Origin of the sequence: Acinetobacter sp. WU_MDCI_Abxd143, assembly GCF_025514195.1 — a bacterium.
Taxonomy (GTDB): Bacteria; Pseudomonadota; Gammaproteobacteria; order Pseudomonadales; family Moraxellaceae; genus Acinetobacter; species Acinetobacter pittii_H.
This window is the reverse complement of the sequence record NZ_JAHPTH010000001.1, coordinates 288700-310738: the sequence shown is the minus strand read 5'-3', so window position 1 is coordinate 310738 and position 22039 is coordinate 288700. Positions and strand designations below refer to the sequence as shown.

Sequence of the window (22039 nt, the reverse complement as noted above, 5' to 3'; positions counted from 1 at the left end):
TTTAAAATTTTGACTTTAATCAAAGATTAAATGAAGAGTTCGTAATTTCATATAACACATGTGCTTTTAATTGGTGATGGAGAGGAACCTTGGGATGATCAAAGTTTTTAACTTTATGCATTCCAAGTCTTTCCATGACAGCTTGAGAGGGTGTATTTATGTTAGCGGTAAATGAAACGATCTTATCTAAATTCAGTACATTAAAACCATAGTCTAAAGCCGCTTTTGCTCCTTCAGTTGCATAACCTTGTTTCCAGAATTCTTTTGCAAGTCGCCACCCAATTTCCACACATGGAGAAAAATCAAATTGTTCAGGTTGACTATGTAAACCAATAAACCCGATAAATTGATGAGTTTCTTTTAATTCTACTGCCCAGAAGCCCCAACCATTTTTATCAATGAGAGATGAAATTTTTTGGATTAAATTATGGCTTTCTTGGGGTGTTAATAGATTTGGGAAAAATTGCATAATATGTTGATCTAAGCCCATTGTTATAAAAGGCTCAACATCACTTTCTTTCCACTGTCTTAAAATTAAACGCTGAGTTTCGATCATGAGATGGCTCTCTAATTAAAAATGATGGGTCAAAGTGGCTTTTGTACAATCTTCTGTAAAATGATCTTGGAATTGATGCTCACTACACCTTTTATTTTATTTAAGGTATTAATGACGAAATGAGAAAAAGAGCTCAAATCTTTGGTCGCAACGTGTAAAACATAATTAGATTCGCCCGTAATAATATATGCATTAATGACTTCATCAAAATTTTTGATCTGACTTAAAAAGAAGTTGTGATCATTTTCAGTTAGCTGTGCAAGTTTTATTTCGACAATTGCCTCAATTTTTATTCCTAATTTTTCATAGTTAACTTTGGCTTGATATTTTTCAATTACACCATTGCTTTCTAAAATTTTAACTCGTCGATGACATGCCGAAGCCGAAAGGTTAACCAGATCGGCTAGCTCTTGATTACTTAACCGAGCGTTATCTTGCAAATATTTTAAAATTTTAAGATCAATCGCATCTACATTCATTTCGAATTTCATCCATGTTTTTTAATTTTAATTCGAATTTTATACGAAAATAGCAAATTTTAATCAAATATTATCGAATAAATCGTAAGAATTGGCGTGATAAAATTCAAAAACAAAGGAAATGTTGAAAATAGGTGAAATAACAAATGATTACTCACGAACAATGCCTCTATTGGGACCAGGAAGATGAACTTAAAAAGTTTAAAGATGAATTTGCACTGCCAAAAAACGTCATTTATTTAGATGGGAATTCTTTGGGTGCAAGACCAAAAAAATCATTAGAGGTTGCTCAGCATATTATTGGCAAAGAGTGGGGTGAGGACCTTATTAATAGTTGGAATAAAGCAGATTGGTGGGGACTACCGACTAGACTTGGAGATAAAGTCGCGCAGCTTATCGGTGCTGAAAAAGGTGAAGTGGTTATTTCAGACTCAACGACTTTAAATTTATTCAAAGTATTATCAGCAGCGGTAAAAATTCAAGCTGAAAAATTTCCAGAACGTAAAATTATTGTTGCAGAAAAAGATGCCTTCCCAACCGATATTTATATTATTGAAGGCTTTATTGATTTGATTCATCAAGGTTATCAAGTTGAATTGATTGATGGTGCAGATGATCTATCTCGTGTTTTGGCAAAAGATATAGCCGTAGTTGTTCTTTCTCATGTGAATTATCGGACTGGATATTTCTATGATATGGAGACTATCAATCAACAAATTCACGCTAAAGATGCTTTGATTATTTGGGATTTGTGTCACTCAGTTGGTGCGGTACCTATGGATCTTAATCAGAGTAATAGTGATTTTGCGATTGGTTGTACTTATAAATATTTAAATGGTGGTCCGGGTTCACCTGCGTTGTTGTGGGTTAATCGAAAGCATCGTGACGAGTTCTGGCAACCTTTATCAGGTTGGTGGGGGCACAAAAAACCATTTGATATGGCTCAGCACTATGAACCAGCCAATAGCATTCGTCGATATTTGTGTGGAACTCAACCCATCATTTCTATGAGCCTAATTGAATGTGGTATCGATATTTTCTTACAAGCTGATATACAACAAATACGCGAGAAATCCCTCAAACTAACTGATTTGTTTATTCAACTTGTTCAACAAGAATGTTCTCAGTTTGGTTTTGAATTGATTACACCTTTAAACCATAAATATCGCGGTAGTCATGTCAGTTATAGACATGAGTTTGGTTATGAAATTATTCAGGCGCTTATTGCTCGTGGTGTGATTGGGGATTATCGAGAGCCAGAAGTATTACGTTTCGGAATTACACCTCTATATTTAGGTTTCGAAGATATTTGGAATGCCGTACAGCAACTTAAGCAGATTATGTTGAATAGTGAATGGAAAAATGAGCGTTATCTGGTGCGCAGTGAAGTGACCTGATCGTTAAAGGTTAATATCAGAAGAATGGCTAGGAGGGCCTATGAGCAGTTTTGATAAGATACAAAATCGAGAAGCGGGGTTACATAAAAAATTATCCGCAAAACAGATGGGAATGATTGCAATTGGTGGAGCGATTGGTACAGGGCTGTTCATGGGCAGCAAGTTTGCAATTAGCTTTGCTGGCCCTGCTGTGATTGTGAGCTATGCCATTGGCGGCTTAATTGCATTTGCTATTATGGCTTGTTTAGCTGAGATGACTGTTCAGCATCCTACGTCAGGCTCGTTTGGAGCATATGCTGAGCATTATGTAAGTCCGCTTGCTGGGTTTTTAGTCCGTTATTGTTATTGGGCGTGTATTGTATTAGCGGTCGGTACAGAAATTACAGCGGTGGCTGACTATATGAAATTATGGTTTCCACATGTAGGTTCTTGGGTCTGGATTGCGTTTTTCTCGCTGACGTTACTTGTGGTTAATGCATATAGTGTTAAAGCTTTTGGATTGGTTGAATATTGGTTTTCGACTATAAAAGTCTTTGCAATTATTGTATTTATTCTTTTAGCAATTGGTATTTTGACTCAAGGTCATGGAGGAACAGCTCAGGTTGTCTCTAATCTAACTGAACATGGAGGATTTTTCCCTCATGGTTTTAGTGGAGTCTGGATTGGGGTAATCATTTCAATATTTAGTTATTTAAGTATTGAAATGATCGCTGTTGCAGCAGGTGAGGCTAAAGATCCAGAAAGAGCAGTTAAGAAAGCTTTTAAAAGTACGGCAATTCGCTTAATCCTATTTTATTTATTGTCTTTATTTCTCATAGTGGCACTTGTTCCTTGGACAACTTTAATTGGAGCCGACGCGACCAGTCCTTTTGTGATGGTGATGAAAATTGTAGGCATTCCATATGCAGACAGTATTTTAAATTTTATTGTAATTGTCGCGGCCTTATCCGCCATGAATAGTATGTTGTATATCTCGACACGTATGCTATTTAGTTTGTCACGAGCTGGTGATGCACCAAAACTATTCGGCCGTATTAGTCACAATGGGGTACCAATTAACGCATTGTTATTGTCAGCTGTTGGTATTGGTATCGCGAGTATTGTTTATACCATTAATCCGAGCTCTGCTTTCCCGATCATGATTGCTTTATCTATGTTTGGTGCGTTGTTCACTTGGGGCAGTATTTTCATTACCCATATGTTTTTTAGAAGGAATATGGCACGAAAAGGAGAACAGTTAAAATTTAAGGTTCCAGCGAGCCAGTTAATTTCACTGTTGGGATTAATCGCAATTTTAAGTATCACCGTCACGACATGGTTTACCAATGAATTCAAGTCAACTTTACAATTCGGAGTTCCATTAGTTGTTGTGCTTACGTTTTTTTATTATTTAAAACGTTCATCAGCCAAACATGCTTTAAATGCTCATGAAGAATCATTGAAGTGAGAGATTTATGAGACTATATGACAATGCTAGAACTGTGGCGAATGAACATGAAATATTGGCAGAATTTCAACGGACAAGTTTGCTTAGCTACCAAAAATTCACCCATATGGCAGATATCCAATATGGTCCGAACCCAAGATCAACTTTAGATTTATTTCCTTTAGAGCAAGCCAAGAAGACTGTTATTTTTATTCATGGTGGTTATTGGCAATGGTGTGATAAGTCAGATTTTGCATTTATCGCACCGGATGTTCTAGGCAAGGGCGCACAGTGTGTGCTTTTAGAATATGATCTGGCACCACAAAGTAAAATCTCAGATATTACTTCTCAAGTTAATCAAGCTTTCGATTTTATTCGAGAGCAAGACTGGAGAACAGATGAGGTGGTTCTGGTGGGGCATTCGGCAGGGGCACATCTAGCTGCTTTGTCTTTAGGTCATCCATTTATATCTGAGATGGTGTTGTTAAGTGGAATTTATGATTTAGAGCCTATACAAAGCACTCATTTAAATCATGCGCTCAATCTTTCAAGGGAAGATATCTTAAAATATAGCCCTATTCATTACAGTGATCGAGTTACTATTTCATATTCAATTTTATGTGGTGAGCTGGAACTTGATGAGTTGAAATGGCAAAGCCAAACTTATTTTGAAAGTAAAAAAGGGCAAGATCAGAATTTAGTATCTTTTAAGCTTATACCTCATATTAATCATTATACGATTTTAGAGCATTATTTTAGATATATACTAAGCTAGATATTTGAAAATAATATATAAGATATTATTTTATGAAATGATTAACTTATGGGGCAGAATCTAAATGTGATTTAGTTCACAGCTTGCTATATTTTTTATACAAAGAGTGTGTTCTTATTGACCGGAATAAAGAATTTAATTAGATTAAAAAGATAGTGCTTTCTCGCTAAACGACAAAATGTTTAGCTGTTGTTTAGTTGAGTTTCAAGTCCGTAGCTTCCCAAGATGCGGACTTTTTTATTGACTTTTAAAAACAATAAGGTAGAGGAAGTTTTGTATATGGATATGAATTGATTTCTATTTAATAATTTATATAAATTAATAAGATAGAACTGGCATAAATAATAAATAAATTTGTATTAGATTTTTATCATTAAACTTGAATTATTATTTAATAATTTAAGTAAAATATGCGCTGTCTAATCTTCATGAATTTGTCATATAGTATCGGTAAATTAAATATAAAAAGAGATTTAGTCGGCTCTTATGAGTTGGTTTTTTTATTTTTAAAAGGAGTGTTAATGAAAGTACAGTATTTCGAAGGAGGCATGTATAAACATATGTGTCCTGCTTGCGGATATCTTCATTATATTCCTGTACATTATCCTTTCTCTAACGGCAACCAATGGTTTTTTAATGGTAACTTGGAAAAACCGACATTTGATCCCATCATAACTATAAATGAATACTGTAATTACTTTATTAAAGATGGCTTTATTGAGTATACTGTTAATTGTAGACATCCTTTAGCTGGATGTACGGTTGATTTACCAGAACTAGAATTAAATAATTATAGATTATAATAATTTGGGTATTTATTTTAACTGTAATCTTTTAAAGAATGTATACTCTTTAAGTAAGCGGTATTTATGCAATATATCTTTACGTATTTGATATTGAACAGCTATATTTTAAAAAAATGTAAATCTCTTTTGTTTGAAGGCTGTATTTAAATTTGCAATAATTTTTATAAGTTACTATTTTATATTTTATGTATGGATATCTGGAAATTTTTAAAAAGCTTTAATACAACTGGAACATATCTCATTATTTCTACATTTATATTGTTATTAATGATTATATATTTTTACATTATACATCCAACCTAATCTAAATAGTAAAATAATTAACTATTCTAAAATTTTTGCTTTATTAATTTATTTGAATTAGTTCTCACTTTTGATTGAAAAAAGATAAGAGCATTGCATGTGCCCAAGTTTTATGAAAATATGACTTGGTCATAATACATGGAGAATATAATAAAAATTCCTTTCTAAAAAAATTAACTTCTCAATATAAAAACTGTATTAATCATAACAATGATATCTGAAGTAAAAGATATGGAGATTTTTTATGAAGTTTTGCCAAGTTTCGAGTTTTCTTTTAACAATAGCTGTGAGTCATTTAATTTATGCTGCACCAGCTACAACCAATCCCGTATTAGGTTCTTCTCAAGCAAAAGGAATCATTAAAAACCAATATATTGTTATTCTCAATAAAGATGCTGGTCCTTCTAACGATTTTGCAAAAAATATTGCCAAACAACATGGTGGGAAGGTATTACAGACCTATGACACTGTACTTAAGGGGTTTGCTGTTTATCTGCCTGAGGCTGCTGGTACTGCTTTTGTTGAAGCCATGAAAAAAAATCCAAATGTCGTTTCTCTGGAAAATGACACAATCATGAAAATTGATGCGACTACTCAAAGCAATCCAGATTGGGGGTTAGATCGTATTGACCAAAAAGCCTTACCTTTAAATTCTGCTTACTCCTACTTACAGACAGGCTCTGGGACAACGGCTTATATTGTTGATACAGGAATATTATCTACACATCAACAGTTCTCTGGACGGGTATTAAGTGGTTATACCGCGATATCTGATGGAAATGGCACAACGGATTGTAATGGTCATGGTACTCATGTTGCAGGAACAGTGGGAGGCAGTACCTATGGGGTTGCCAAGAATGTAAGCTTAGTGCCTATTCGGATTTTAGGATGTGATGGATCTGGTGCTTCGAGTAACGTGATTGCGGGTTTAGATTGGATATTAAAAAATGGTAAAAAGCCTGCTGTCGTGAATATGTCATTAGGCGGTGGAGCGAGCACATCTTTAGACAGTGCGGTAGAAAACTTATTTAATAATGGTTATGTAATGGTTGTGGCTGCAGGAAATTCTAATACAGATGCATGTAGTTCTTCTCCTGCCAGAGTAAGTAAGGCGATTACTGTTGCTGCTACAGATAATACAGATACTCGAGCCAGCTATTCTAATTATGGAAGCTGTGTTGATATTTTTGCACCTGGAAGTCAGATTAACTCTTCTTGGATTGGGAACAATACAGCAACTAAAATTTTAAATGGAACCTCAATGGCTACGCCACATGTTGCTGGGGTAGTTGCTGAAATGTTGCAAAGTACACCTAACGCAACACCTCAGACAATCTCGACCAATCTTGTAAATCAAGCAAGTAGTAATGTGGTAAAAAATCCTTCTGGTAGCCCAAATCGGTTGCTATATAAATCTCCGTAATAAGAAGTAAGGCTTGAAATTGGAAAAGGTCCCGAAGGACCTTTCTTAAATTTTTGCATGGGTGCCATATTTATCAATCATGATTGAGCTGGCTTCATTTAAACCACGAACCGTTACCTTAATACCGTTCTTCTGAAATTTTTTTACTACTGAATCTAGCATGGCAACTGAAGTCACATCCCAAATATGAGAATGAGTGAGATCAATAATGACTTCTTTAACTGCTTCTTTAAAGTTAAAACTTTGCATAAATTTTTCAGATGAACTGAAAAATATTTGGCCTCTTAATTCATATAAACGAGCTTGATTTTCGAATGAAGTTTCTATACGAATATCATTTTCAAGTTTATTTGCTAAGAACAGTGCTGAAAGTAATACCCCAGTTAATACACCTAACGCTAAGTTATGGGTAGCAACTACTACAATAACGGTTGAGATCATAACGACATTACTACTTTTAGGATTATTTTTAAATTGAGTCAGTGAACTCCACTCAAAAGTACTAATTGATACCATAATCATGACGGCAACCAGAGCGGCCATGGGAATAACCTTTAACCAGTCACTTAAAAATACAACGAGAATAAGTAAGAATATACCTGCACAAAAAGTGGATAAGCGTGTGCGACCACCCGATTTTACATTAATCATTGATTGACCAATCATGGCACAACCCGCCATACCTCCCATAAAACCTGAAGCGATATTAGCAATGCCTTGACCTTTACATTCTTGAAACTTATCACTAGATGTATCTGTCATTTCATCAACGATTGTTGCCGTCATCATTGACTCAAGTAGACCAACGGCAGCAAGAGCTAAAGAATATGGAAGAATAATCAGGAGTGTTTCTAAATTAAAAGGAATATCGGGAATTAGAAATATCGGCAAAGTGTCTGGTAGTGAACCCATATCACCAACCGTTCGAACATTAAAACCTAAAAAAATAGCCAGTAATGTGACTACTACAATACAGATAAGGGGAGAAGGAAAGAATTTTCCAATTTTGGGAATATAGGGGAATAGATAAATAATTCCTAAACCAATGGCTACTAGTAAGTAGACATGCCATGTAACATTTACCAATTCTGGTAATTGAGCCATAAAGATGAGAATAGCGAGGGCATTAACGAATCCAATAACCACCGATTTAGAAACAAAACGCATGAGTTTAGCGAGTTTGAAATATCCGGCCAAAATCTGTATGACGCCAGTTAATACTGTTGCTGCAAATAAGTATTGAAGACCATGGTCCTTTACGAGCGTTGTCATAACCAAAGCCATTGCGCCTGTAGCCGCCGAAATCATAGCGGGACGACCGCCTACGAAAGAAATAATAACGGCAATACAAAAGGATGCATATAAACCGACTTTGGGATCTACACCCGCAATAATTGAAAATGCAATTGCTTCTGGAATTAAAGCAAGACCCACAACAAGACCAGAAAGAATATCTGCGCGGACATTAGAGAACCATTGTTCTCGGACATTCGATAACATGAGAAATAGCCTAAGTTCTAAATTTAAAAGGCTAGTGATGTGATATACCAACACAAGCGACTACACCACATCACTAAACAGTGATGAGTTATTTACAAGGGATAGGGGTAAATAAACTTAAGGTGGCGTAAGTGTCATAGGTATAAAGATTTGAGACATTTAAAAGTGCCTGAAGAATAGCATAAGTTTTTAAGGTTGACTAACCTACGCTTGCTAAAACGAATTAACCATAATTTTTCATTTCAGATTTCGGCATTGAAGTAAATTCATTCGATGGCATGTCTAAAAATAAGTCTTTTGCTTCAGAATGCGTGCAGTTGAGCCAATCATTTCTAAGATCCTCAGGTATTACAATGATGGATCGTTTTTCATCAGTAGGTTTGTGAAATTGTTTCATGAAAGGGTGATGATCAGCATTAATTGTTAATAGCGACATTGATCTAACTTTCTGTTCATCTATAAGTGTTTCTTCATAGATGGCAGCAAGGGTGAAAGGTTGTCCATCTTGACGGAAAATTCCATACCAATGAGCTTTTCCATTAATGTATTTAGGTTCATAGATGGCTTCAACAGGAATAAGTGCAAACTGATCATTTAACCAAGCATGTTTAAAAGAGCGCTTTTGTTCTAGTGTCTCTGTTCTGGCATTATAGGTTGCATATTTGAATGAGACTTCTTTAGCATAAGGGGGAAGCATTCCAAATTTAGCTTTTCTCCACTCAAGCTCATTTTGATGAGATAAAATGAGTGGACAATCATCACTTGGGAAAATATCCATCTTATATTCAAAAGTTGGCTCGAATAAATTTAATTGATCGGCATGTTTTCTCTTAATAGGTTTAAAGTTCGCACACATAAGACCGCCTTGCTTATAAAACTCTTCTTTAATTACAGCTTCTAACTTTTATCTTTTTATCATGTATATTTTTCTCATTAGAATTGTCTCTTTGAGTATTAATTTTTAACAATCAATTACTTCGTTAATAAGTGTTTATTTAATTTAAGCCGCTTTAAAGACAAGCTAGATATAAAATCAGTAGAGCAGTGAATGAATAGAAAAATCGTAAAGTTAAGTTGCTCATCTTAAAGAGAGTTTATTTATTTTTAATAGCTACTTTTATGCAACAGAGCCTTTCAGAAATTTAGATTTTAATAGATTAGTTATTCATCATAATACAAATCATATAGAGAACTCATACAAACCAATGATTAAAGGTTTAAAAATTCTCGGAAAATTTTGACAATTTATAAGGTGGACATATGAATAAACATTTATTAGCTAAAATTGCCTTACTGGGCGCTGCTCAGTTAGTTACTATCAATGCAGCATTAGCTGATGTTCCTCTTACTCCTTCTCAATTTGCTAAAGCAAAAACAGATAACTTTGACAAGAAAGTTATTCTATCTAATTTAAATAAGCCGCATGCTTTGTTATGGGGACCAGATAATCAAATTTGGTTAACTGAGCGAGCAACAGGCAAGATTCTAAGAGTTAATCCAGAGTCTGGTAGTGTAAAAACAATTTTTCAGGTACCAGAGATTGTCAATGATGCTGATGGGCAGAATGGTTTACTAGGCTTTGCTTTCCATCCTGACTTTAAAAATAATCCTTATATCTATATTTCAGGCACATTTAAAAACCCGAAATCTATAGATAAAGAATTACCGAACCAAACGATTATTCGTCGTTATACCTATAATAAGTCAACAGATACGCTCGAGAAGCCAATCGATTTATTAACAGGATTACCATCATCGAAAGACCATCAGTCAGGTCGTCTTGTGATTGGCCCAGATCAAAAGATTTATTATACGATTGGTGACCAAGGGCGTAACCAGCTTGCTTATTTGTTCTTGCCAAATCAAGCACAACATACGCCAACTCAACAAGAACTGAATGGCAAAGACTATCATACCTATATGGGTAAAGTACTACGCTTAAATCTTGATGGAAGTATTCCAAAGGATAATCCAAGTTTTAATGGGGTGGTTAGCCATATTTATACGCTCGGACATCGTAATCCGCAGGGCTTAGCATTTACTCCAAATGGTAAATTGTTGCAGTCTGAACAAGGTCCAAACTCTGACGATGAAATTAACCTCATTGTCAAAGGTGGTAACTATGGTTGGCCAAATGTCGCAGGTTATAAAGATGATAGTGGCTATGCTTATGCTAATTATTCAGCAGCAGCCAATAAGTCAATTAAGGATTTAGCTCAGAACGGAGTAAAAGTAGCTGCAGGAGTTCCTGTAACGAAAGAATCTGAATGGAATGGTAAAAACTTTGTCCCACCATTAAAAACTTTATATACCGTTCAAGATACCTACAACTATAACGATCCAACTTGTGGAGAGATGACTTATATTTGTTGGCCAACCGTTGCGCCGTCATCTGCTTATGTCTATAAGGGTGGTAAAAAAGCAATTACTGGTTGGGAAAATACATTATTGGTTCCTTCTTTAAAACGTGGTGTTATTTTCCGTATCAAGCTAGATCCAACCTACAGTACGACTTATGATGATGCTGTACCAATGTTTAAAAGCAACAACCGTTATCGTGATGTAATTGCAAGCCCAGATGGGAATGTTTTATATGTGTTAACTGATACAGCTGGAAATGTTCAAAAAGATGATGGCTCTGTAACCAATACATTAGAAAATCCAGGATCTCTCATTAAGTTTACATATAAGGCTCAGTAACACTGCTCATTAAAAAACCGATCTTTATAGATCGGTTTTTTGCTTTAGAAAAACTATTCAGTTACGACGAGTACCGGTAAATGAATTTCTCCTAGAAGAGCTTGAGTCACACTTCCTAAGAAGAACTTTTTAAACCCTTTTCGACCATGAGAACCAATCACTAATAAGTCTGCTTGTAGCTCGGTAGCTGCTTTAATAATTTCTGTGTGAATTGTGTGACCTTCAACAATTTTTGTTTCAACAGAAATCCCATGCTGGCTAAATTGTTCTTTCGCTTGGTCTAAAATAGTCTGAATAGATGCTCTAGCTTTATTAAAGTAATCCTGTGCTAATTCTGTACTATCAATAAATTCTACAGAAATGAAAGGATCTATGGTCAGCGCATATACTAGAGTCACTTTACTACCAAAGGCCTTAGCAACTGCCGCTGCATGATTGACAGCAATAAGTGAAGTAGGAGAACCATCGACTGGAACCAAGATATGGTGATAACTCATATATTGCTCCTTATTGTCCTGTGACAATGTGGGGTGGCAAAACACCAAATTATTATCTTTGTGTCTATATTATGAACAATTTTTTAAAAGTTATTGTTTATTTTTAGTATAAGTAGAACCAAAAAAGCTTATTAGCTATATTTAGCTTAAAGTATTGTAATGACTTTCTAAGTAAGGTTGTTTTTGTTTAAGTATTGAAATAACTTGATTGGCATCTATAGCAGATTCAAATAAGAATCCTTGACCTATGCTATAACCAAATTGTCGAAGTAGTTCTTCTTGTTCAGGCGTCTCAATTCCCTCAGCGATAAGCCCAAGTGATAAATTCGGAGCGAGTAACCCAATTGCTTGAACAATTGCATAAATGGATGGGTCATGCTGCATCTTTTGTATAAAACTACAATCTACTTTTAAACTGTCAATCGGGTAATCGCGAATATGCGTGAGCGATGAAAAACCAGTACCAAAGTCATCCAGTGCAATACGGACCCCATGCTGTTTTAATTTATTCAGTGCTCGGATTACATACTCTGAACCTCGATCACCCAACATGTGTTCGGTGACTTCAATTTCAATATAATGTGTCGGTATTTGAAATTGATTAATCTTTTTCAAAAGCCGCTCAGCGTAGTTATCTCTTAAGAACTCTACAGGTGCGGCATTTAAGGAAACAGGAAGAGGTGTAATGCCAAGATTTATCCATTTTGCGATATCACGTAAAACTTGATGCTGCATTGTTTCACCAATTTTACTCGCTAAATTATAATCTTTAAAAGCTTCTGCAATTTGTGCAGGGTAGCCTCTTTGAGCTGAGGTGGTATGCCATCTTAATAAAGCTTCAAAACCAACTACATGATGAGTTCTTAAATCTACTTTAGGTTGATAGTAGGGCTGAATTGTATGATGGCGAATCAACTGGCGTGCTAAATTAAGCTGAGAAGCGACTGTTTCGGTCATTTGCATCATGCATGGATCATACATGCGAATTCCACCACGACCACGTGCTTTTAAGTCATGTAATGCCATATCAGCACAACTGAGTAAACCTGACTGGTCTATGGCATCTTGTGGGTAAATTGCGCAACCAATACTCATGCCACCATTTAGAACATTACCTAAATAGGTAATCGGTTGATTTAACTGCTTAAGTAAAATAGCTGCTAATTCTCGGACATCATTTTCAGATTTGAGGTTATTAATAATAACCGCAAATTCATCTCCACCTAATCGTGCAACAAAACATCGTTCCTCATCGACACAATGGATAAAGCGTTTGGATAAAACTTTTAAAAGATGATCGCCTGCGCTATGCCCTAAAGTATCATTAATATGTTTAAAGTGGTCAAGGTCGATTAAAAGTAACCCCACACTTGTTTGGGTGTCTTTTGAATAGGCGAGGGTACGTTTAAGCTGAAATTTAAATGAGCGCCGATTACATAAACCAGTCAGCTCATCTCTCTCGCTCATATTCCTGAGTTGGTTTTCTGCCAAATGTTGTTGAGTAACATTGCGGGAGACACAAAGTATTTGTCCGATTTCACCATTTTCCCGATGAATCGGGGTAAGCATATTATCCCAATATTCAGGGTTTTGATCTGGTAAACAGCTCATCCCTGCAAATCGGGCAACCTTTCCTTGAAGAGCTTTTTTCAAAGCGACTCGACCGCGTTTACGAATGTGCGGTGGTAATAGTTCGAGCCATTTCATTCCAAATTCTGTTTCGTCAACAGGGACACCTAAGGCGAGGCACCCTGATTTATTCATATGAGAAACTGTGCCATCTACATTAAGTACTTTAATGCAATCCTCACTGATGTCTAACATTTGATTTTGTATTTCAATATTCTTCTGCAAGTTTTGTTGTTCTTGGATATCATGGTCAATATCTAAAAAGCTAACATACCATTCGTTAACCTGAGATGGGCCGCGATACTTAGAGGCTTGAATAGAGAGTTTGCACCATCTATATTGATTTCCAATTTGTAAAAGTCGACATTTTAATTCTATTCTTTTTTGAAGGCGAATTGCTTCGAGCCATCTCTTTTTGACTTCATCTAAATCAGTAGGATATATAAAATCTAACCATTGCTCGGGCAAGGGAGAAAATGTATCTAACCAATATTCTGTACACTCTACATTGCAATATAATATCAAGCCATTTTCATCACTCACCCAAGTTGGTAATGGAATTTGCTCAACAATAAAATGCTTTTGAGTAGTGTTTGACATTGAAGTCATAACATGCCTAGAAAGATTGAGAGTTAATTAATCTATTTATTAGTAGGTATTGTAATCTTTCTGTAGTGTCCAAAATAGTAATAACTAAATTTTAAGTGTACTTTTTTTGAACTAAAGCTGGGTTGTTAAAACTATTATATACTTAATATTTAATTTATGTTTTTGTTATTTATTGGTTTTTAATGATCTTGTCTTAAAAAAATATTTATGATGATTTTTGTAAAAAACATATTAAAACAGAAGCTTATAACTGGCTTGATATAATTAGTTTAATAAAAATAAGCTTAACGATGAGTAGAAGAAAACGGGAAAAAATAAAAAAGCTAGTAAATTAAATTTTATTCAGTTTATATAAATAAAAAAATCTTAAAAACAGTTTAAATAAATACAATAATCACTATTAAGTTTACAAAAGTAACATAAAATAAAGGCTTTTATTATCGTAAAATTCTTTTTGTCAAAAAGGATATATATTTCCTTTTTGTGCATTTTATAGCCTACATTTTCCCCAAGATGTAGGTTTTTTTTATGCATAATTTTTAGAAATTCTAACTACTAAAAATAAAAAAGCCAAAATGGCTTTTTACACAGTTTCCGGTTTTTTCAACTGTTCTTGAATGTACAGATTCATATAGTATTGTTCGATATAATCATCAGCATAGTTATTTGCTAATGTTTTTGTCGCCACTTGCTCATGTTTTAAATAGCAATTTGATTCAAGGTCTTTTTCGAGTACCCACCATTTACGGTTAATACGACGTACCTGAAACTTGTCACTTTTGTATTTTCTTTTAGCCATTTTTCCGGAGTTTGCTATTCAGTTATTGAAAGAGAATTTCTACTGGAGTTACGAGCTCAAGTCAACAGATGGAAAGTTAATTGATTATTTTATGTAGGATTTAGATCTCAATGTCACATAGAAAAATATTAAAATAATTAAGCTCTCGTAAGGAGAGCTTAATTATTATTTATATGATTGTTTTCTATTTGGTTTTAACGAGACAGGTTCTTTAAAAGTAATTTTAAGCTTTCCATCATTTTTTCGAGTTGTAAAGGAGTAATACCTTCAAAAGACTGCTCAAGTACTACGCTGGTTAGATCATTGATCTTGTTGATCATTTCAGTACCTTTTTCTGTAAGTACTACACGGGTAATTCGTCCGTCAGTTTGACAAGAATATGTTTCAACCAGTCCTTCATCTTTTAATCGATAAACGATTTTTGTAGTAGTCGACATTTTTGAAATAATCATATCTGAAAGTTCAGAAACACTCGCATGGGGCTTGCTGCTTAAAGCCAACATGATGCGTCGACGTGAGTTATCTAAACCATATTTTTTTAAAGCATTATCAATGTTTTGTACATATTGAGCATGTACTTGAGTAATCCAATAATATGGAAAATCTTCAAGAGTAAAAGATTCTGTTGTAGGTAAAAAACGCGCATACTTCTTTGTCATTGACTTTTCCCCATACCTTGGTGGATCGCATTCCTGGTGAACTATCTTTAATAGTTGAAAAATATAGTTTCATCAAGCAAGTTATAGCAGGACTTTACTTGATGAGCAAAAGTTATATAGCTTCATTTGATAATGACGTTGAATAGTCCTTATCTTTATAGAGCATTACTATATCTTTGCATGAACTTAAAAATATTCTTCCTCTATAATCAAAGAGTATTGAAAATTAATACTACTTAACAAAGCAGCCTCAAAAGCTCTTTGAATAGATATATAAGATCGCATCTAAGCTTGCTTGATCGTTAAATGAACGATATTGCTTGCAACCGCATCGTAGAAAAAAAATTATGATTTGACCGTGGCATTGAACGAGAAAGTTTTTGTCTCTAAAGTCATAATTATGAAAAATCAAGATATTTAAATAATAAATATTTTTATATATCAATTTCTTGCTTTATTTTTATATTGATAAAATTTACCATACATTTAACATGAAACATCTATTATTTAGTAAATTAAAATTATATTTTATTATAAGTTGTTGATTTTTATTTATAATTTAAGTATTTACTTTTAAATCTTAAATTATGATAGAGAGTGGAATTTGTCTATAAATTATATTTTTTATAAATTTTACTTGAAATATCTCTCTTAAATCGCAAAAGCAACCAATTTTAACTCTAGTGTTGGTAGAGGAAATGCCAGTACAAATTATGGCTAGAGCTATTCAGATTAAATGCGTTAAGTCTTAGACAATTAACTATCAAGTAGTTTTTAATTTAAATTTTTATGAGATCAGGCATATATAATTTATAAAAAAGGGAGAATAAAATTCTCCCTTTTTTATTATGAAGTAGCTATGGGCTTTTCTTCTAACTTTTTCTTAACAATGGCATAACTTATTCCTGTAACGATACTACCCGCAGCAATTGCAGCAAGATATAACCAAGCATGATTAATTGCATTCGGAATTAAAAGTACAAATACACCACCGTGAGGGGTAACCAATTCGCAATGGAAAAGGGCAACAAGTGCTCCAGTCACCGCTCCACCTAAAATACACGTCGGGATTACACGCATTGGGTCTTTTGCTGCAAATGGAATAGCACCTTCAGAAATAAAACATAAACCTAATACGAAAGCAGCTTTTCCAGCATCTCGCTCTCCTGTACTAAATTTATTTTTAGCCATGAAAGTTGCAATTGCCATACCAATAGCAGGAACCATGCCGCCAGCCATTGTAGCTGCCATGGGCATATACGTGTTTGTTGTGAGCAGCCCAACAGTAAAAGCATAGGCCGCTTTATTGATTGGACCACCCAAATCAATACACATCATGCTTGCTAATATAATTCCCATTAACACAGCATTTGTTGTACCCATGTTATTTAAGAAATCTTTCATTAGCTCAAAAATATGTGCTACTGGCTGACCCACCACGTAAAACATAATAAGGCCAACAAATAATGTGCCTAATAAAGGAATAATTAATATAGGTTTAAGTGCTTCTAAACTGGTAGGAAGTTTGAGTTTTTTTGCAATAAAAAGCGCGATATAGCCAGCAAGAAAACCTGAGACAATACCTCCTAAGAAACCTGCTTGTAACTGAGAAGCAAGTAAGCCGCCAATTAAACCAGGTGCGAGGCCAGGACGATCAGCAATTGAATAGGCAATATAGCCCGATAACATCGGGACCATGAGCATAAATGCAGCAGCACCAATTTGTTTTAATATGGCGGGTAAGCTACCTGCTTGTTCAGCAGCATTTAGACCAAAGCATAAGGAGAGAGCAATTAACAGACCACCAGCCACCACCATAGGTAGCATAAAAGAAACACCAGTTAAGAGATGTTTATATACGCCAACTTTTTCGGTTTTATCTTTGTTTTCTGTCGATGCTTGTTGCTTACCTTGTTCTAAAACTTGTGCATTGCTGATAGCTTCTGCAAAGGCTTTATCTGTTTGCTTTAGAGCAAAGCCTGTACTGCATCGATAAACGCGCTTACCTACAAAACGATCTGTATTAACTTCGATGTCAGTCGCAAGAATCACAATGTCTGCTTCAGCAATAGCTTGAGCTGATAAAATGTTTTTTGCACCAACAGAACCTTGTGTTTCTACTTCAATCTCATACCCAAGCTTTTCTGCACCTTGTTGTAAAGCTTCGGCAGCCATAAAAGTATGGGCAACACCCGTAGGACACGCAGTGATTGCTACAAACTTTTTAGTAGTAGTTACTGTCAAGCTATTATCACTTAACCAATCTTGAGCTGGCTTAAAGTGATCTAAGGCAGTTTGGAAAGCTGTGTGAGCATCATTTTTTATCTCTTCAATGCTAATGAAAGATAATGGATGTGTACCAAAAATATGAAGATCTTTCGGCCGTTGTCCAATCACGATGACTTGTTCAAAGCTTTCATTCGGATCGAATTCATCAAGCGAAATAATGCTATTTTGATAACCTTGTTGGGATGCAACTTGTGCAAGTTTACGAGCTAAAATCAAAGCATTGACTTGCTGTTGCGGACTATTAATGACAAATAATAAATGTTTAGCAGTTAGCATCAGATTCACTCAATGAATTGATTGTAGTTTGGGCTTTTAATTGGTTTAGCTTTTCAGCATTGGGAATGTGAAAGCCTATTTGTGTTACAGCATGGCTCGCAATTGCTGTGGCTGTTTTTAATGTTTCTTCGGCAGAAAAACCATTTATTAAGCCATGAATCATGCCTGCTAAAAGAGAGTCACCTGCACCAACGGTACTTTTAACGATCACTTTAGGAGCTTTGGCATGAAGTGGGTGAGTGTCGTGTAGCCAGTTTACACCGTCTTCTCCCATCGAAATAACGACATGCTCAATTTTAGCTAATTTTTCAAAAAGCTTTTTTTGTTCAGAATAAGTCGAGGCAGGAAGCTGATAGCTTTCTACTAACTCATCTGTATTTGGTTTAATCATCCATGGTTGGCATTCAATTGCAGCAACTAACGCTTTACCGCTTGTATCTAGTGCAACTTTTTTCCCTTGCGCTTGAATGAGCTTAATAAGTTGCTGTAATTCATCAACACTAAAACCTTGTGGAAGGCTCCCGGCAATAGCAACCACATCTACCAGAGGCAAAATCATTTCGATTTTTTGAAAGAAGTTCTTCTTATCTAGTTCAGAAACAAAGAAACCTTTTCCATTTAAATCGGTCATACGCCCAGAATGTTCAGCAATTTTTATATTTTGACGAGTTTCGCCTTCAATATAAATAAACTCTGGTTGGAATTGAGCTTTTTTAAAATGCTCATCAAAAATCTGTTTGTTCATTGTTCCTAAAAAACCAGAAACAATAACCTCATGCCCTAAATCTTTTAAAACTTGTGCAATATTTAAGCCTTTGCCTGCTGCATGTATTTCTACAGATTCTTGACGATTCACTTGACCTATCTGTAACTCATTGAGTTGTATAGTCACATCAATTGCAGGATTTAAAGTAATTGTTAAAACTTTAGCCATTACTATTCCTAATCTTTACATTTCTTGTTCGGATAACTGACGTACAGCAGGGGCGCTATCACATTCTAGTGCACGCTTAGCAAGCACCTGAGCTTTGCTGTAGTTAAGTGTACGAATTTGAGCTTTAACCAAAGGAATACTATTTGGTGACATACTAAGCTCATCTACACCTAAACCCATAAGGATCGGTACAGCTTTTGGATCAGCAGCGAGTTCACCGCATATGCCCACCCATTTGCCATGTTTGTGAGCAGCTTTTACAGTTTGATCAATCAATTGCAAAATACTTGGGTGTAGGCCGTCTGCTTCAGCCGAGAGGATAGGGTGTCCACGGTCAATGGCTAAAGTATATTGAGTTAAGTCATTTGTTCCTATGCTAAAGAAGTCCACTTCTTGAGCAAGGATAGGTGCAAGTAAAGCAGCCGAAGGAACTTCTATCATGATACCAACTTGTAAGTCGGCGCATGGATATATCGCTTTAACTTCGTCAAGGATCGCTTTGGCAGCACGCCATTCCTCTACACGGCCAATCATTGGAAACATGATTCGTAAAGGACGGTCATCTGCTGCTTTAAGCAAAGCAATAAGTTGTTGGCGCAACAACTCTGGCTGTCTCAGAGTTAAACGGATGCCTCTTAATCCTAAAAATGGATTTTCTTCTTCAGCAATTGGAAGGTAAGGAAGTGGTTTGTCACCACCTACATCTAGCGTACGTACTACGAGTGGTCGGCCTGCAAGAGCATCTAAAACAATACGATAATCTGCTTCTTGGGTAGCTTCACTCGGAGCGCTACTATGCGCCATAAAAACAAGCTCAGTCCTGAGTAGGCCAATTGCTTCAGCGCCACATTCTACCGCATGGGCTGTTGCTTGAACTTTTCCTAAATTGGCAGCAATTTCAATTTGATGTTGATCTACAGTAATCGCAGGTTCTTGGCTGTGACGTTCAGCTTCTTCACGAATTTTTTTCTGAAGCTCTCGTTCTTGTTTTGCTTGTTGGATTTGTTGAGCATTAGGATTTAAGATAAAAGCTCCAGTATCTCCATTAATTAAAAGAGAGCTTTTTTGTTCAATGTCTAGTACTTGATCACCAGCGCCAACAATTGCAGGTATACCTAAAGCACGAGCAACAATAGCACTATGAGCGCTTGCGCCACCTACAGCTGTCAAAATACCTGCTACACGATCTTTATTAAGGCGGGCTACATCACTTGGTCCTACGTCATACATGATCAGTATATAAGGTTCTTTAGGCTCTTCGATGATGACCTCACCGCAGAGTTGAGCCAAAACGCGATCACCAATATCACGTAAGTCTGTAGCACGCTCAGCTAGTAATCGGTCTGGTAAAGCTGCTTGTTCTTTGGCCGCTGCTTCAATATGTTCATGCCAAGCAGCAGGAGCAGAAAGGTTTAAGTTAATCTTTTGAATAACACCATTAATAAGATCTGGGTCATCAAGCATTTCTAAATGTGCTTGGAAGATCTGCTTAATTTCAGCCACTTCGGATTTTGCAATAACTTGGTGAATATTGTTTTTAACAGCGTGAAGGGCAATATCAAGATTTTCTTTTTCTACTTTGACGCTCAAACCCATACGTTCATATTGATAAACCTTAGGTTTAATGACATGAACAGGCCCAAAAGCTAAACCACTTGAAGCGGCAATGCCCGTATTTGAACTAAGTAGTTTTGATGGAGCTTCAATTTTATTTGATGGCTCTATTTTTATATCAGAAGTTCGTATAGGTTCAACTTCTTCACCTAAACCTTGTTGCACTGCTTGAATAACTTTATCTAAACCTTCGACTGCATCTGTTTCTGGTTCGGCAATGAAACGTAGAGTTTGTCCACGTTTACATCCTAAAGCCAAGAGGCGCGTCAAACTTTTAGCAGAAACAAAATTTCCTTCATCTACTGCGACCTGAATATCACCTTGAAAACTTTTTGTTAAGTTCACTAGATGAGTAGCTGGTCGAGCATGTAATCCATGTGCATTAGCGAGTACAACAGAACGATGAGGCCAATCTGGAATAACATCTGCCCCAATGATTTTGGCAATTTCATTTGGTGTTTGTGTTTGATCTAGTTGTGCAACTTGCTCTGGATTAAACAGAATATCAATCAGTCGGTTAAATCTCTGGCTATCTAATTGCTCATTGGCAGCGATACATACGAGTGTATTTAACTTTTTTTCACCTAGCTCTAATGCATGGCGAGGCTTTACGATACTGATTGCTGGTTGTTGAACAAACTTACTACTTGAAATAGACCAGATCTGATCTTGTAGTTGAATAACTTGATTAGGGTCAAGTGAACTTAGAAAACCACATTTTACAAAATTGTGTTTTTTTAGAATTTGAGATGCTGACCAAAACAAATCTTCAATATCTTGAGATTCAATTTCAGTTTGAATTAAATTTTCATGTAAATTTAAAGATAACGGCTGAGCTTGTAATATTTCAATAATTTGCTCAGGTTGGTTCGCATTTTTTACCTGTTCACTTACATCATGCATTAAAGCTCTGGTTAATATTTGTAGGACTTGTAAGTGTTCATCTGATTTTGCTGCAATAACAACAGCTAAATAAACTCTGTTTTCACCATCCCATATTATTCCTTCGGGGAAGTGAGCTAAACGGATACCTGTTTCTAAAATACATTCACGAGATTGAGGGGTACCGTGCGGAATAGCAATTCCTTGACCTAAATAGGTTGCACTTTGCTGTTCACGATTGATAAGCCCTGTAATGTAATCAGGTGTTACTAACCCATCTTTTACCAATATATCTACTAGACACTGTAATGCATGTGTTTTATCAACAGCATGTTGATTCATATGAATATGTCGAGGCTCTAGTGCTAGCATATTTATCCTTGAACAATATCTCTGGGTTTAGCTAAAACAGAAAAAAAGAAGCCGTTTGTATTAAAAATAGGTTAATTTAACCGTTTTTAAACAACAGCTTCGTATAAATTACCA

The 22039-nt window shown here is 35.5% G+C and carries 17 protein-coding genes; 6 read left to right on the top strand and 11 right to left on the bottom strand.

Going from position 1 to position 22039, the window contains the following annotated elements; translation table 11 throughout:
• Positions 1-19 precede the first annotated feature (19 nt).
• Both KTI79_RS01425 and gigD read right to left on the bottom strand, forming a co-directional pair.
• A complete protein-coding gene (locus tag KTI79_RS01425; protein WP_032053947.1) occupies positions 20-556 on the bottom strand; it encodes a GNAT family N-acetyltransferase in 537 nt (178 codons plus the stop codon).
• 29 nt (positions 557-585) lie between these two features.
• Positions 586-1035: an Lrp/AsnC family transcriptional regulator GigD gene (gene gigD / locus KTI79_RS01420; RefSeq protein ID WP_004791887.1), complete on the bottom strand. Its 450-nt coding sequence runs from the start codon at positions 1033-1035 to the stop codon at positions 586-588.
• 146 nt (positions 1036-1181) lie between these two features.
• On the opposite strand from gigD, the gene kynU reads away from it, so the two are divergent.
• From kynU to KTI79_RS01395, 5 genes are all read left to right on the top strand, one after another.
• Positions 1182-2432: a kynureninase gene (kynU, locus tag KTI79_RS01415; RefSeq protein WP_032053946.1), complete on the top strand. Its 1251-nt coding sequence runs from the start codon at positions 1182-1184 to the stop codon at positions 2430-2432.
• A gap of 40 nt (positions 2433-2472) precedes the next feature.
• Positions 2473-3879, top strand: coding sequence for an amino acid permease (locus KTI79_RS01410; protein WP_086376166.1), 1407 nt, complete (start codon positions 2473-2475; stop codon positions 3877-3879).
• A 7-nt stretch (positions 3880-3886) separates the two neighbouring features.
• Positions 3887-4633, top strand: a complete 747-nt coding sequence (locus KTI79_RS01405) for an alpha/beta hydrolase (RefSeq protein WP_086376167.1) — start codon at positions 3887-3889, stop codon at positions 4631-4633.
• Between the two features lie 521 nt (positions 4634-5154).
• A complete protein-coding gene (locus KTI79_RS01400) occupies positions 5155-5436 on the top strand; it encodes a DUF6527 family protein (RefSeq protein WP_032053943.1) in 282 nt (93 codons plus the stop codon).
• 550 nt (positions 5437-5986) lie between these two features.
• Entirely contained in the window at positions 5987-7165 is a 1179-nt protein-coding gene (locus KTI79_RS01395; protein WP_032053942.1) for a S8 family peptidase, read from the top strand.
• 45 nt (positions 7166-7210) lie between these two features.
• Here the strand turns inward: KTI79_RS01395 and KTI79_RS01390 are convergent, their stop codons facing one another.
• The gene (locus KTI79_RS01390) at positions 7211-8665 is read right to left on the bottom strand and encodes a SulP family inorganic anion transporter (protein ID WP_032053940.1); all 1455 of its coding nucleotides are present in this window, start codon (positions 8663-8665) and stop codon (positions 7211-7213) included.
• A 223-nt stretch (positions 8666-8888) separates the two neighbouring features.
• Positions 8889-9521 carry an SOS response-associated peptidase family protein gene (locus tag KTI79_RS01385; RefSeq protein WP_032053939.1) on the bottom strand — a complete coding sequence of 211 codons (633 nt, stop codon included), beginning with the start codon at positions 9519-9521 and terminating at the stop codon, positions 8889-8891.
• Positions 9522-9925: 404 nt separating this feature from the next.
• On the opposite strand from KTI79_RS01385, the gene KTI79_RS01380 reads away from it, so the two are divergent.
• A complete protein-coding gene (locus KTI79_RS01380) occupies positions 9926-11365 on the top strand; it encodes a glucose/sorbosone family PQQ-dependent dehydrogenase (protein ID WP_032053938.1) in 1440 nt (479 codons plus the stop codon).
• 53 nt (positions 11366-11418) lie between these two features.
• Here KTI79_RS01380 and KTI79_RS01375 read toward each other — a convergent pair whose 3' ends face one another.
• From KTI79_RS01375 to ptsP, 7 genes are all read right to left on the bottom strand, one after another.
• Positions 11419-11862 (bottom strand): universal stress protein, encoded by a 444-nt coding sequence (locus KTI79_RS01375; RefSeq protein WP_032053937.1) that lies wholly within the window; start codon positions 11860-11862, stop codon positions 11419-11421.
• Between the two features lie 141 nt (positions 11863-12003).
• Positions 12004-14100 (bottom strand): EAL domain-containing protein, encoded by a 2097-nt coding sequence (locus tag KTI79_RS01370; protein WP_032053936.1) that lies wholly within the window; start codon positions 14098-14100, stop codon positions 12004-12006.
• A gap of 583 nt (positions 14101-14683) precedes the next feature.
• Complete coding sequence (locus KTI79_RS01365; RefSeq protein WP_016145543.1) at positions 14684-14899, bottom strand: hypothetical protein; 216 nt, start codon at positions 14897-14899, stop codon at positions 14684-14686.
• 194 nt (positions 14900-15093) lie between these two features.
• Complete coding sequence (locus KTI79_RS01360; RefSeq protein ID WP_002121027.1) at positions 15094-15558, bottom strand: MarR family winged helix-turn-helix transcriptional regulator; 465 nt, start codon at positions 15556-15558, stop codon at positions 15094-15096.
• A gap of 846 nt (positions 15559-16404) precedes the next feature.
• The gene (locus KTI79_RS01355) at positions 16405-18123 is read right to left on the bottom strand and encodes a fructose-specific PTS transporter subunit EIIC (protein ID WP_032053933.1); all 1719 of its coding nucleotides are present in this window, start codon (positions 18121-18123) and stop codon (positions 16405-16407) included.
• Positions 18110-19057 (bottom strand): 1-phosphofructokinase, encoded by a 948-nt coding sequence (pfkB, locus tag KTI79_RS01350; protein ID WP_032053932.1) that lies wholly within the window; start codon positions 19055-19057, stop codon positions 18110-18112. The genes KTI79_RS01355 and pfkB overlap by 14 nt, the downstream gene beginning before the upstream one ends.
• A 15-nt stretch (positions 19058-19072) precedes the next feature.
• Positions 19073-21925 (bottom strand): phosphoenolpyruvate--protein phosphotransferase, encoded by a 2853-nt coding sequence (gene ptsP, locus KTI79_RS01345; protein WP_032053931.1) that lies wholly within the window; start codon positions 21923-21925, stop codon positions 19073-19075.
• Between the last annotated feature and the right edge of the window lie 114 nt (positions 21926-22039).